The organism is Williamsia sp. Y853 (assembly GCF_056786495.1).
Genome location: NZ_JBXCJC010000002.1, coordinates 1 through 12,794, shown reverse-complemented (window position 1 = coordinate 12,794; position 12,794 = coordinate 1). Strand labels below are relative to the sequence as shown.

Here is a 12,794-nt window from a genome sequence, read left to right as displayed (position 1 = left end):
CCCGCATGCCCGACCTCTGTAGCGTCCGTACTCGTGGCCTATTCGACAACGTTGAATGAGGGCAGTGGTGTGTTGATTGCCGCCCAGTCCGGCCTCACCAGCAGTGGTGCGGGTGTGCCGCTGCGCGAATTGATGCTGGTCGGACTGTGTGCAGCGCTGATCACGTACCTGATCACCGGCCTGGTGCGAGTTGTCGCGACCCGAACCGGTGCGGTCGCGGTGCCGCGTAACAGGGACGTCCATGCGGTTCCGACGCCCCGTCTCGGCGGCGTCGGCATGTATGTGGGTGTGCTTGCCGGAATGGTCCTGGCCGGTGAGTTACCTGCGTTGACCCGAGGCTTCGACTACACCGACGACATGAACGCCGTCGTGGTGGCGGGCGGGGTGATCGTCCTGGTGGGCATCATCGATGACCGGTGGGGGATCGACGCGCTGACCAAGTTCGTCGGTCAGCTCACGGCCGCCGGGGTGCTGGTGATCATGGGTTTGAGCTGGACGGTCGTGGCGGTGCCGTTCGGGGGCATCGGGACCGTCGTCCTCGATCCGCTGCAATCGGGGCTTCTCACGGTCGCGGTCACTGTCGCGACGGTGAATGCGATGAACTTCGTCGACGGGCTCGACGGGCTCGCTGCCGGCCTGGCATTGATCGCAGCGCTGGCAATCTGCGTGTTTTCGCTGGGCCTTCTGCACGATCAGGGTGGCGACGTCAGCTATTACCCGCCTGCCCTCATCGCGGCGATTCTCGCAGGCGCCTGTCTCGGCTTCCTCCCACACAACTTCCAGCCGGCCCGCATCTTCATGGGCGACTCCGGTTCGATGCTCATCGGCCTGATGCTCGCCGCGGCGTCGACCAGCGCCTCCGGCCGTATCGCCATCAACGCATACGGTCCGGCCGATGTCTTCACGCTGCTTTCGCCGATCATCCTGGTGGCAGCGGTCATGTTCATCCCGATGCTCGACATGTTGCTCGCGGTCATCCGGCGTACCCGTGCCGGCGTCGGTTTCTACACACCGGACAAGATGCACCTGCATCACCGGCTGCTCGAACTCGGCCACTCCCATCGTCGTGTGGTTCTGGTGATCTACCTCTGGGTGGGTGTCCTGGCATTCAGTGCCGCTGCGAGCACGCTGTTCTCGGCCTCCGTGGTGCTTCCGGTCCTCGGTGGGGGACTGATCATCGCGATGCTCGCGACAATCGTTCCCCGACTGCGGAACCGTCACCGAACGGGTGTGAGTATCAGCGGCTCGTGAACGACCCTTACCCTGGAAGCGTGAACGAAGCTTCTGAACCAGCACTGACCACCCCGAACGACGCAAAGCAGATCACCCCATTGCAGAAGGCGATCCGCTACGGCGCGCTCGGACTTGTTGCACTCACCGTGATCAGCGCGGGTGCGTGGGCGTTGATCGATGGCACCGAGGGCTTGTGGGGTGCGCTGGTGGGTGCGGCGTTCGGCGGCGGATTCATCCTCTTCACGGTGATCGTGGTGGTGCTGACCGCCAATGTGTCGCCGAATACCGGCGGTGCCATCCTGATGGGCACCTGGCTGCTCAAACTGTTGCTGGCCATGCTCGCCCTGGCAGCACTCAGCAACGTCGATTCGCTCAACCATGTCGCCCTCGGTGTGACCGCCATCATCGCGATGGTCATCGTGCTGGCCTGCGAAACGTACGCGATCATGACCACCAAAGTGCCGTACGTCGACGTCGGGCCGGAAGGCAACGTTGACGACGAAGATTGAATCCGGACATACTACACAGGGTAGTAATAACGTCCGGTAGATACCCGCACTATGAGGGTCACCTACGGTGTTGCTAAAGTTGCCCCGCAGAAGAGAACCGGACTTGACCAGCCCGGTGCTCAGACTGCCGTGCCACGCGAGAAGGCGCAGTAATGCGACTTCAGCCCGGGTGAGACCCGGGCCGTGTACGGCACGAAATCTGAAAGAACTTTTTGCTTGATCTGAACTTATGTCCGGTCGAACTGCAGGCAGGCTGCCTGCGGCCAGAGCACGGGAGAGAGTGCTGAGCGTCTTGAACCTCGCGGCAGGCGATGGGGGTTACCACCCGCCTTCGCTGTCCGACTTTTACCCTGATGCAGTCCTTTTTGAAGGAACGATCTTCGAACTCGATCGTCTGATGCTGATCCGGCTGTTGATGGCCGGTGTCTGTGTCGTCTTCTTCTTGCTGGCGTTCCGGAGCCCGAAGCTGGTTCCTCGCGGCCTGCAGAACGCAGGCGAGATGGCGTTGGACTTCGTCCGTATCCAGATCGCAGAGAGTGTCCTCGGGAAAGAGAACGGGAAGCGTTTTCTCCCGATCTTGGTGACGATATTCTTCACGGTGTTGTTCCTGAACTTCTCCGGTGTAATCCCGCTCTTGAACATCTCGTCCAACGGTTTGATCGGTATGCCGATCGTGTTGGCTGCGCTGGCGTACATCGTCTTCAACTACGTCGGCATCAAGAAGTACGGGTTCTTCGGTTATGTGAAGTCGAGCATCGTGGTGCCGGATGTGCCGCCCGCGCTGCACATCCTCCTGATCCCGATCGAGTTCCTTTCGACCTTCATTCTGCGGCCGTTCACGCTGACGGTCCGTCTGATGGCCAACATGCTTGCCGGTCATATCCTGTTGGTACTGTTCTTCAGCGCCACCCAGTACTTCTTCTTCACCACGGAGGCCTGGACCTGGATCTTCGGCTTGCCGGCATTGCTCGGCGGCATCGCATTCACTTTCTTCGAACTCTTGGTGATCGTGTTGCAGGCGTACATCTTCGCCCTGCTGACAGCCGTCTATATCGACCTGGCTGAACACGCCGCCGACCACTGACCGAAGCACCACCCCCAGATTCATCTAGACCAACAAACTGGCCGCTGCGGCTAACCTCGCCCAGCGGATCAAGAAGAAAGGGATCCAACACCATGAGCAACCTCGCGCAAGTATCCGGTGAGATCAGCGAACTGAACTTTGGCGCCATCGGATACGGTCTGGCTGCCATCGGCCCCGGTATCGGTATCGGTATCGTCGTCGGTAAGACCATCGAGGGCACCGCGCGTCAGCCGGAGCTCGCCGGACAGCTGCGTACCACCATGTTCCTTGGTATCGCATTCACCGAAGCGCTGGCCTTGATCGGCTTGGTTGCCGGCTTCATCTTCTGATCCGATGAGTGCCAACTCCTTGATTCTCGCCGCCGAAGAGGAATCTCATAATCCTCTTCTGCCTGCGACCTACGACATCACCTGGTCCATCGTGGCCCTCGTGGTTGTGGGACTCGTCTTCTGGAAGCTAGTGCTTCCACGTGCACAGAAGGTTCTCGAAGAGCGCACCGACGGCATCGTCGGTGGACTCAAGCGGGCCTCTGATGCACAACTCGAAGCCGACGCCCTGCTCAAGCAGCGTGAAGAGCAGCTGCTCGAAACCCGTGCAGTCGCCGCTCAGATTCGCGAGGACGCACGACTGCGCGGACAAGAGATCGTCGCCGAACTCCGCGCTCAAGGCGAAGCGGAGAGTGCGCGCATCGTTGCCGCCGGACGCTCGCAGCTGAAGGCCGAACGCGATCAGATCGTCACCGAACTCCGGTCGGACCTCGGTCGGACCGCTGTTGACCTGGCGGAGAAGATCGTCGGCGAGCACCTGGAAGAAAGCGCCAAGCGCGGACAGACCGTTGATCGGTTCCTGGCTGAGCTCGACGCAACTTCTGCGCAGAGGAAGTGAAGGCGATGTACGCAGCCAGCCGCGACGCTTTGAGCGGTACCCGGGCAATCCTGGCCGAGACGATTTCAGCGGCAGGCGGCGACGCCGCCACGGCCGCGCAGCAGATCGGATCCGATCTGTTCGCAGTTGTCGGGTTCCTCGACAGCGAGCGATCGTTGCGTACCGCGTTCGGCGACATCTCCGCACCTGTGGATGTCCGGCAGGGTCTGGCACGCCAGTTGTTCGGCAGCCAGATCGGTGCCGGCTCTCTGGCGGTGGTGGTCGAGGCAGTCGGCCGTGACTGGTCGAACATCTCCGACCTGCTGGACGGGCTTGAACTCCTCGGTCGCGAGGCGTATCTCAAGTCGGCGGCCGAAGCCGGAACACTCGACGCGGTCGAGGAAGAACTGTTCTTGCTCGGCCGGACGGTCGCCGCTCATCCCGAGCTCGAGATCATCCTCAAAGACAAGTCCCGTTCGGCCAAGGCGCGCCAGGAACTGCTGGCGTCGCTGACCACCGGCAAGGTGTCAGCGGTCACCGAAGCACTCGCGGTGCAGTCGATCGCCCGGTTGTTCGATCAAAAACCGGCTGACGCACTGGACGCATTGTCGAACCTGGCCGCCGGACAGCGGGATCGTCTGGTTGCGAAGGTGCGGGCATCCGTCGAGTTGACGAGCTCGCAGGTGGAAGCCTTGACGTCCACACTGACGCGTATCTATAACCAGCCGATCATCACCCATGTTGTCGTCGATCAGGACCTGCTCTCAGGCTTGGTCGTCAAGATCGGTGACGAAGTGATCGACGGTTCAGGCGCCGGCCGATTGGCCACGATCCGCAAGTCGCTGGGCTGAGCTTCGCCGCAGACGACGCACGACACCGATTCCACAAAACTCACGACCACGCAGGAAGAGCAGGGCAAGAATATGGCGGAGTTGACGATCACCTCCGATGAGATCCGAAGTGCGATTGAAACCTACACCTCGAATTTCTCAACGGAAGTTGCACGTGACGAGGTCGGGTATGTCACTGATACCAGCGACGGAATCGCACACATCAGCGGGCTGCCGTCCGCAATGTCGAACGAACTCCTCGAGTTCCCCGGCGGCGTCCTCGGCGTAGCGCTGAACCTCGACGAATCCGAGATCGGCGCAGTCATCCTCGGTGACTACGAGACTCTCGCAGAAGGTCAGGAAGTCCGCCGGACCGGCGACGTGTTGTCGGTTCCTGTCGGCGACAACTTCCTCGGCCGCGTCGTGGACCCGCTCGGCAAGCCGATCGACGGCCGCGGCGACATCGTGTCGTCGGAGAGCCGCGTCCTCGAACTCCAGGCGGCCTCGGTGCTCGAGCGCCAGCCCGTCGAGGAGTCGCTGGCCACCGGTATCAAGGCCATCGATGCGATGACCGCAATCGGTCGTGGACAGCGTCAGCTGATCATCGGCGACCGTAAGACCGGCAAGACCGCGGTCTGCATCGACGCGATCATGAACCAGAAGGCCAACTGGGCCACCGGCGACCCCAACAAGCAGGTTCGCTGCATCTATGTGGCAATCGGCCAGAAGGGTTCGACCATCGCGGGCGTCAAGACTGCCCTCGAAGAGTCGGGCGCGATGGAGTACACCACCATCGTTGCTGCTCCGGCTTCGGATTCCGCCGGCTTCAAGTGGCTCGCGCCGTACACCGGTTCGGCCATCGGTCAGCACTGGATGTACGAGGGCAAGCATGTCCTCATCGTGTTCGATGATCTGTCGAAGCAGGCTGAGGCCTACCGCGCGATCTCGCTGCTGCTGCGTCGTCCGCCGGGCCGCGAGGCATACCCCGGTGACGTCTTCTACTTGCACTCGCGTCTGCTGGAGCGTTGCGCAAAGCTGTCCGAGGCAATGGGTGGCGGTTCGATGACCGGTCTGCCGATCATCGAGACCAAGGCCAACGACGTCTCGGCGTTCATCCCGACCAACGTCATCTCGATCACCGACGGTCAGGTCTTCCTCGAGTCCGACCTCTTCAACAAGGGTGTGCGTCCGGCGATCAACGTCGGTACGTCCGTCTCCCGTGTTGGTGGCGCCGCTCAGACCAAGGGCCTGAAGAAGGTTTCGGGTTCGTTGCGTCTGGAGCTCGCTCAGTTCCGTGAGCTGGAAGCCTTCTCGGCCTTCGCCTCGGACCTCGACGATGCCTCGAAGGCTCAGCTCGATCGTGGCGCCCGCTGGGTGGAGTTGCTCAAGCAGGATCAGTATTCGCCCGTGTCGGTGGAGGATCAGATCGTCTCGATCTACCTCGCCGGTGAGGGCCACTTCGACACGGTGAACATCGAAGATGTCCGCCGCTACGAAGCGGAGCTGATCAGTGATCTGCATCGCTCGGCATCCGGTGTCTACGAGACCATCGCCGGCGGCAAGGCACTGACAGACGAAGCCGCTCATGCTCTGGTGGCCGCTGCTGACAAGTACAAAGAAAGCTTCTGGGCCAGCGAGAAGTCTGACACCGTGAACGAAGCAGCTGCTTCGGCTCTCGCCGCAGACAAGGTCGAGGACGAAACCGTCAAAGTTCGCAAGTAATAGGGAATCGTTTGATGACTGGTAAAGGTTTGACGGGCCGGGAAGGGCTGTGACAGTAGATGGCTAGCATTCGCGAGCTACGTTCGCGCATCCGGTCTGTGCAATCGACCAAGAAGATCACGAAGGCACAGGAGCTGATCGCGACTTCGCGCATCACCAAGGCTCAGGCTCGTGTGGCGGCCTCGAAGCCTTACTCGGAGGAGATCACTGCGGTCCTCTCCGAGTTGGCTTCGAGCGCCACCTCGCTGACCCATCCGTTGCTGACGGAGCGTCCCGAGCCGAAACGTGCTGCGGTGCTGATCGTTACGAGCGACCGTGGCATGGCCGGCGGTTACAACTCGAATGTCCTGCGCGAGGCTCGCCGGCTCATCGAGTTGCTGACCGAGGAGGGCAAGGACGTCGTTCTTTTTGTCACAGGACAGAAAGGCACGACGTACTTCAACTTCCGGAAGCTGCCGATCCAGGGGAGTTGGACCGGGTTCTCCCAGCAGCCGGCCTACACCGATGCCTGGAACGCCTCCGAGCATCTGATCGACCTGTTCATGGCGGGATCGGGCACCTCGGTCGAGTCGCCCGACGGCAGTCAGACCGAGGGCGTCGACGAGTTCCACATCGTGTACACGCGCTTCGTCAGCATGCTGACGCAGACACCGGTTGTTCGTCGCGTCGCACCCCTGGTGGTGACCGTGGACGAGAGCGGGGAGAGCACCGGAGCTTCTCGGAACTACGAGTTCGAGCCTGGTGCAGAAGCGTTGTTGTCGGCGTTGCTGCCGAAGTACGTGGCGACTCGGGTGTACTCGGCGCTGCTCGACTCGGCTGCTTCGGAGTCGGCGGCCCGCCGTACCGCCATGAAGGCGGCCACGGACAACGCCGAAGAGTTGGTCACGAACTTGTCCCGCGAGGCGAACCAGCTGCGACAGGCCCAGATCACACAAGAGATCAGCGAGATCGTCGGCGGTGTGGATGCCCTTTCGTAACCGGACTCGACACTTTTCAGGCAACCGGCCGGTGGGGTCGCCGTTCGCGAAACATGCCAATGCCATCGTCACAGAGGAAGAGACATCATGACCACAACTGAAACCCAAACTTCCCGGAAGGGTTCCGCTGGGCTGACCGGCCGCGTCGTGCGTGTCATCGGTCCGGTCGTCGACGTGGAGTTCCCGCGCGGCGCCATTCCGCCACTGTTCAACGCACTTCACGCCGAGATCACCCTGAAGTCGGTTGCCAAGAAGCTGACGCTCGAGGTTGCCCAGCACCTCGGCGACAACTTGGTCCGCACCATCTCGATGCAGCCGACCGACGGTCTGACCCGCGGCACCGAGGTGACCGACACCGACAAGCCGATTTCGGTTCCCGTCGGTGACGTCGTCAAGGGCCACGTGTTCAACGCACTCGGCGATTGCCTCGATGCTCCGGGCACCGGTCGCGACGGCGAGCAGTGGGGCATCCACCGGAAGCCCCCCGCCTTCGATCAGCTCGAGGGCAAGACCGAGATCCTCGAGACCGGCATCAAGGTCATCGACCTGCTGACCCCGTACGTCAAGGGCGGCAAGATCGGTCTGTTCGGTGGTGCCGGTGTCGGCAAGACCGTTCTGATCCAGGAGATGATCACCCGTATCGCTCGCGAGTTCTCCGGCACCTCGGTGTTCGCAGGCGTCGGTGAGCGTACCCGTGAGGGCACCGACCTCCACCTCGAGATGGAGGAGATGGGCGTTCTGCAGGACACCGCGTTGGTGTTCGGCCAGATGGATGAGCCGCCGGGCACGCGTATGCGCGTCGCTCTGTCCGCGCTGACGATGGCGGAGTACTTCCGTGACGTCAAGCGTCAGGACGTGCTGCTGTTCATCGACAACATCTTCCGTTTCACGCAGGCCGGTTCCGAGGTCTCCACGCTTCTCGGCCGTATGCCGTCTGCCGTCGGTTACCAGCCGACGCTGGCCGACGAGATGGGCGAACTGCAGGAGCGCATCACCTCGACGCGTGGTAACTCGATCACCTCGCTGCAGGCCATCTATGTGCCCGCCGACGACTACACCGACCCGGCGCCGGCGACCACGTTCGCCCACCTGGATGCCACCACGGAGCTCTCGCGTCCGATTTCGCAGCTCGGTATCTACCCGGCTGTGGACCCGCTGACGTCGACTTCGCGGATCCTCGAGGCCTCGATCGTCGGTGACGAGCACTTCCGCGTCGCCAACGAGGTCAAGCGCATCCTGCAGAAGTACAAGGAACTCCAGGACATCATCGCGATTCTTGGTATGGACGAGCTCTCCGAGGAAGACAAGATCACCGTGCAGCGTGCGCGGCGCATCCAGAAGTTCCTCGGACAGAACTTCATCGTTGCCGAGAAGTTCACCGGCCAGACGGGCTCCGTTGTGCCGCTTGCCGACACGATCGAGGCTTTCGACAAGGTCGCCAAGGGCGAATACGATCATCTTCCCGAGCAGGCGTTCAACAGCTGTGGTGGACTCGACGACGTCGAGGCCGCTGCCAAGAAGATCACCGGAAAGTGATATCACCCGATGCCTGACACGCCATTTCACGTCGAGTTGGTCGCGGTTGAATCGCGTATGTACTCCGGCGAAGCAACGTTTGTAGTGGCTCAGACCACCGAGGGCGCTGTTGGTCTGTTGGCCAAACACGAGCCGATGCTGGGTCAGTTGGCACCGGGCGGGTATGTCGCGATCGACGAGGTCGATGGCAAGCGCCGTGTGGCAGCTGTTCAGGGTGGTTTCATCTCGGTGACCGGTGAGGTCGTCACGATTCTCGCCGAGTCCGCCGAGTGGGCCCGCGACGTAGACGAAGCTGCCGAACGTTCGGTTCTCTCCTCTGCCGAGAAGGGCAGTACCGAGTACCTGCGTGCCGAATCTCGTCTCCGCGCGGTGGAAGTACTGCAGCAAGTCAAATAAAGTGCTGCGCGAATGGCATCCTGTAGAGCAGGGGCCGTTCGAATGGCTAATTGTTCTACGGTCCCCGCAAACTTCAGACAAGTTTGCGGGGATCGTTGTATTTGTGGCGGGGGCTGAAGGAGGTGTCGTCTGTGAACTGGAATCTGGCTGCCCTTGCGGTGATCGTGCTTGTTCTTGTGTTTGTGCTCTACATGCTTTATCGGATCAACGAGCTGCGCGGTTCGGGCACTTCGGCTTTGCTGCGTGAACTACCCGCAGACGACGGCCGGGCCTGGCGGCACGGAGTGGTCCGCTATGACGACAATGCGCTCGAGTACTTCCGCCTTCGCAGGGTGCTGCCCGGTCCACAACGGCTGGTGTTGCGGCAAGCCGTGACCGTGAGCGGTCGACGGTCACCCACCGCCTCGGAGGCCGATGTCATCGACGACAACATGGTGATCCTCGAACTCGAAGATCGCGATGGGGAGTTCGAGCTCGCCCTGGACAGCGGTGGTGTCACCGCATTCCAGTCGTGGCTCGAGTCCCGGCCGTCGCAACGCGCAGAACGCAGACGCCGCGACCACTAGCGCCAACCGCTCAACAGCGTCGACGAGTGTCCTCACAATCGACAAAAAGGCCCAGACCGAATCCGGTCTGGGCCTTCTCGTGTCTCTGATCAGTCTTCCTTCGACCCGCCAGGGTGTCCGCAGGTCAGGTCTTGTCGGGCTTGCTCGTGTCGCGTTGGGCGCGCTTACGCTGCTCTCCTGGCTGCCACAGGATGTCGCCGCCCGGGTTCGCGATTCTGGAGAGGATGAACAGGAGATCGGACAGCCGGTTGAGATACTGCGCAGGCAGGGGACTGGTGTTGTCCGGGAAGGCCTCGATGGCCGCCCACGCCGTCCGCTCGGCGCGTCGGGTGACCGTCCGTGCGACGTGCAGGTACGCACTGAGCGGGCTACCGCCGGGCAGGATGAACGAATTGAGCGGATCGAGCTTGTCGGTGTAGTGATCGCACCAGACCTCGAGGTCGTCGATGTAGCTCTGCAGGATGCGCAGCGGCGGGTACTTCGGATCCTCGACCACCGGAGTCGAGAGGTCGGCGCCTGCATCGAACAGGTCGTTCTGTACCCGCAGCAGGATCTCGGCGACGTCGGGCGTCGGGTTACCCATTGCCAGTGCAACACCGATCGCGGCGTTGGCCTCGTCGCAGTCGGCATAGGCGAGCACGCGGGGATCGTTTTTGGATACGCGCGAAAAGTCGCTGAGTCCAGTGGTTCCCGCATCGCCGGTACGGGTGTAGATACGGGTCAGATGAACAGCCATGAGAGCAAAGCTACCCGGTATCCTCGCAGTGGTAATGGCCGGTCAGGGCCGCGACCACTTCAATCGGGAGACACCGTTGGCGCCACAGCCCTACACCATCGAACGATCCATCACGATCGCGGCGCCGGCCGAGGCGATCTACCCATTGGTCGTGGATTTCCATCAGTGGAGCCTCTGGTCACCTTGGGAGGATTTGGATCCATCGCTGGAGCGGACCTATGACGGACCGGCAGGCGCGGTAGGCGCGAGCTACGCCTGGAAGGGCAATCGCAAAGCGGGTCGGGGATCGATGACCGTGACCAATCTTGTTGCCCCGGAGTCTGTGTCGGTGCAATTGGACTTTCTCAAGCCGTTCAAGGCGTCCAATCTGGCGGTGTTCACTCTCAGTGAGGATCTCGCGGCCGCAGGCACCGTCGTGAAGTGGACGATGACTGGTGAAAATGCCGGGGTGGCAAAGCTATTCGCGAAGATCGTGCCCACCGACAAGCTGGTTGGCGGCGATTTCGAGAAGGGACTCGCCTCGCTGAAGCTCGTAGTCGAGAACCGGTGAACACTATTGCGGGCCGTCGGTCGCCGCTGTGTTCCGGTCGCCTAGGCTACGTCCGTGGTTGATGATCGTTTTTTGGTGACCGGGGGCGCACGACTGACTGGTGAGGTCGAAGTCGTGGGCGCCAAGAACAGTGTTCTCAAGTTGATGGCTGCGGCGTTGCTCGCCGAGGGCAGGACGACCATCACCAATTGTCCGCAGATCTTGGATGTGCCGTTGATGGCCGATGTCCTGCGGGGCCTGGGTGCTGTTGTCAGCCATGACGGTGACACCGTGGTGATCGATACGCCTGCCGAACTGAAGTTTCACGCGGATTTTGACGCGGTGAAGCAGTTCCGGGCGTCGGTTTGTGTTCTCGGTCCGTTGGTGGCGCGTTGCAGGCGGGCCGTGGTTGCTCTGCCGGGTGGCGATGCGATCGGGTCGCGCCCGCTGGACATGCATCAGGCCGGTCTGCGGCTGCTCGGCGCGCACAGCGTGATCGAACACGGGTGTGTGGTCGCCGAGGCGGACAAACTGATCGGCGCACCTATCAGCCTGGAGTTCCCGTCCGTGGGTGCCACCGAGAACATCCTGATGGCGTCGGTGCTGGCCGAGGGTGTGACAACCATCGACAATGCCGCTCGCGAGCCCGAGATCGTCGACCTTTGCGTGATGTTGCAGCAGATGGGCGCGAAGATCAGCGGTGAAGGAACCTCGACCTTGACGGTGGAGGGCGTCGAGCGGCTGCAGCCGGTGACCCATCGGGTGATCGGTGATCGGATTGTCGCCTCGACCTGGGCTATCGCCGCCGTCATGACGCGAGGCGATATCACGGTTCGCGGGGTCGACCCGCGCCATCTGCAGTTGGTGCTGTCCAAGCTCGTCGGCGCCGGGGCGTCGGTATCCCAGTTCGAGAACGGCTTCCGTGTTGTCCAGGTGGGCAGGCCCGCGGCCGTGAACTACTCGACGCTGCCATTCCCCGGTTTCCCCACCGACCTACAGCCGATGGCCATCGGACTGGCCGCGATCAGCGACGGCATGTCCGTGATCACCGAAAACGTCTTCGAGGCCCGCTTCCGATTTGTCGAGGAGATGGTGCGGTTGGGTGCAGACGCCCGGACCGACGGCCATCACGCGGTGATCCGTGGCATCGAACAGCTGTCGAGCGCACCTGTGTGGAGTTCGGACATCCGCGCCGGCGCCGGATTGGTTCTTGCCGGTCTGGTCGCCGACGGTGTGACCGAAGTACACGACGTCTCGCATATCGACCGGGGCTATCCCAATTTCGTCGAGATCATGCGCAGCCTTGGCGGCGAGATCGTGCGTGTGACGCCGGATTCGACGCCAGGTACTGACCGGTAGGTTGTCAACGCAACGCGCCTGAAGGTCCTCGGTGGTGGTCATCACAAGGGCAACTTCGGGCGAAAGTTGCCGTCCGGTTACGGTCACGAGGCTGTCGAGAAGCGACTGACCTGCACGGATGCTTCTCGAAGCCACTGCGCACCAGGCGATTTGACGCCGACGGACTTGTTCCCGTAACTTTCTTCAAGTCAGCCAGTGAGGCGCCGGAGAGCAAGAAGCCGGGGGCCGAGAACACCGACAGGGAAGTCTTTTCCTGAAGGAACAAGGTTGACCGCCCATAGTTGAATGTGCTCCGCTTTTCGGTGGAGGGTTCAGACGCGGGTGGCGACGGACTGCGAGAGCAGCGAGTTGCGGACCGGATGCGAGTCGGGTAAGCTTGAAAAGTTGCCTCCGAGACGGAGACAGCCGGTTAGATACAACAAAATATCCCTTCCAGGATGGCATCGAATGCGT

Annotated in this window: 14 protein-coding genes; 13 read left to right on the top strand and 1 reads right to left on the bottom strand. The window is 61.9% G+C overall.

The genetic code is table 11. From position 1 onward, the window contains the following. The first annotated feature begins 33 nt into the window (after window positions 1-33). The 11 genes from AC1TPF_RS12080 (at window position 34) to AC1TPF_RS12030 (ending at window position 9,717) form a co-directional block, all read left to right on the top strand. A complete protein-coding gene (locus AC1TPF_RS12080) occupies window positions 34-1,251 on the top strand; it encodes a glycosyltransferase family 4 protein (protein WP_482144134.1) in 1,218 nt (405 codons plus the stop codon). Window positions 1,252-1,271: 20 nt separating this feature from the next. Beyond that, window positions 1,272-1,742 carry a Cg1360 family ATP-synthase-associated protein gene (locus tag AC1TPF_RS12075; protein ID WP_482138693.1) on the top strand — a complete coding sequence of 157 codons (471 nt, stop codon included), beginning with the start codon at window positions 1,272-1,274 and terminating at the stop codon, window positions 1,740-1,742. A gap of 229 nt (window positions 1,743-1,971) precedes the next feature. Beyond that, entirely contained in the window at window positions 1,972-2,826 is an 855-nt protein-coding gene (gene atpB / locus AC1TPF_RS12070) for a F0F1 ATP synthase subunit A (RefSeq protein WP_482138695.1), read from the top strand. A gap of 92 nt (window positions 2,827-2,918) precedes the next feature. Continuing rightward, on the top strand, window positions 2,919-3,155 hold the full coding sequence (locus AC1TPF_RS12065; RefSeq protein WP_482138697.1) for an ATP synthase F0 subunit C: 237 nt from the start codon (window positions 2,919-2,921) through the stop codon (window positions 3,153-3,155). 4 nt (window positions 3,156-3,159) lie between these two features. Beyond that, entirely contained in the window at window positions 3,160-3,711 is a 552-nt protein-coding gene (locus tag AC1TPF_RS12060) for a F0F1 ATP synthase subunit B (RefSeq protein ID WP_482138699.1), read from the top strand. Window positions 3,712-3,716: 5 nt separating this feature from the next. Then, complete coding sequence (locus tag AC1TPF_RS12055) at window positions 3,717-4,541, top strand: F0F1 ATP synthase subunit delta (protein ID WP_482144132.1); 825 nt, start codon at window positions 3,717-3,719, stop codon at window positions 4,539-4,541. A gap of 72 nt (window positions 4,542-4,613) precedes the next feature. Then, a complete protein-coding gene (gene atpA, locus AC1TPF_RS12050) occupies window positions 4,614-6,242 on the top strand; it encodes a F0F1 ATP synthase subunit alpha (protein ID WP_482144130.1) in 1,629 nt (542 codons plus the stop codon). A 59-nt stretch (window positions 6,243-6,301) separates the two neighbouring features. Then, window positions 6,302-7,219, top strand: coding sequence for a F0F1 ATP synthase subunit gamma (locus AC1TPF_RS12045; RefSeq protein ID WP_482138705.1), 918 nt, complete (start codon window positions 6,302-6,304; stop codon window positions 7,217-7,219). Between the two features lie 87 nt (window positions 7,220-7,306). After that, window positions 7,307-8,755, top strand: coding sequence for a F0F1 ATP synthase subunit beta (gene atpD / locus AC1TPF_RS12040; protein WP_482138707.1), 1,449 nt, complete (start codon window positions 7,307-7,309; stop codon window positions 8,753-8,755). A gap of 9 nt (window positions 8,756-8,764) precedes the next feature. Next, the gene (locus AC1TPF_RS12035) at window positions 8,765-9,151 is read left to right on the top strand and encodes a F0F1 ATP synthase subunit epsilon (RefSeq protein ID WP_482138708.1); all 387 of its coding nucleotides are present in this window, start codon (window positions 8,765-8,767) and stop codon (window positions 9,149-9,151) included. Window positions 9,152-9,282: 131 nt separating this feature from the next. Continuing rightward, complete coding sequence (locus tag AC1TPF_RS12030; protein WP_482138710.1) at window positions 9,283-9,717, top strand: DUF2550 domain-containing protein; 435 nt, start codon at window positions 9,283-9,285, stop codon at window positions 9,715-9,717. 124 nt (window positions 9,718-9,841) lie between these two features. Here the strand turns inward: AC1TPF_RS12030 and AC1TPF_RS12025 are convergent, their stop codons facing one another. Then, complete coding sequence (locus tag AC1TPF_RS12025; protein ID WP_482138711.1) at window positions 9,842-10,453, bottom strand: cob(I)yrinic acid a,c-diamide adenosyltransferase; 612 nt, start codon at window positions 10,451-10,453, stop codon at window positions 9,842-9,844. Between AC1TPF_RS12025 and AC1TPF_RS12020 the strand changes: the two genes are divergently transcribed. Both AC1TPF_RS12020 and murA read left to right on the top strand, forming a co-directional pair. Then, entirely contained in the window at window positions 10,452-11,003 is a 552-nt protein-coding gene (locus tag AC1TPF_RS12020; protein ID WP_482144128.1) for an SRPBCC family protein, read from the top strand. The genes AC1TPF_RS12025 and AC1TPF_RS12020 overlap by 2 nt on opposite strands. Window positions 11,004-11,057: 54 nt before the next feature. Continuing rightward, a complete protein-coding gene (gene murA, locus AC1TPF_RS12015) occupies window positions 11,058-12,341 on the top strand; it encodes a UDP-N-acetylglucosamine 1-carboxyvinyltransferase (protein WP_482138715.1) in 1,284 nt (427 codons plus the stop codon). The last annotated feature ends 453 nt before the right edge of the window (window positions 12,342-12,794 follow it).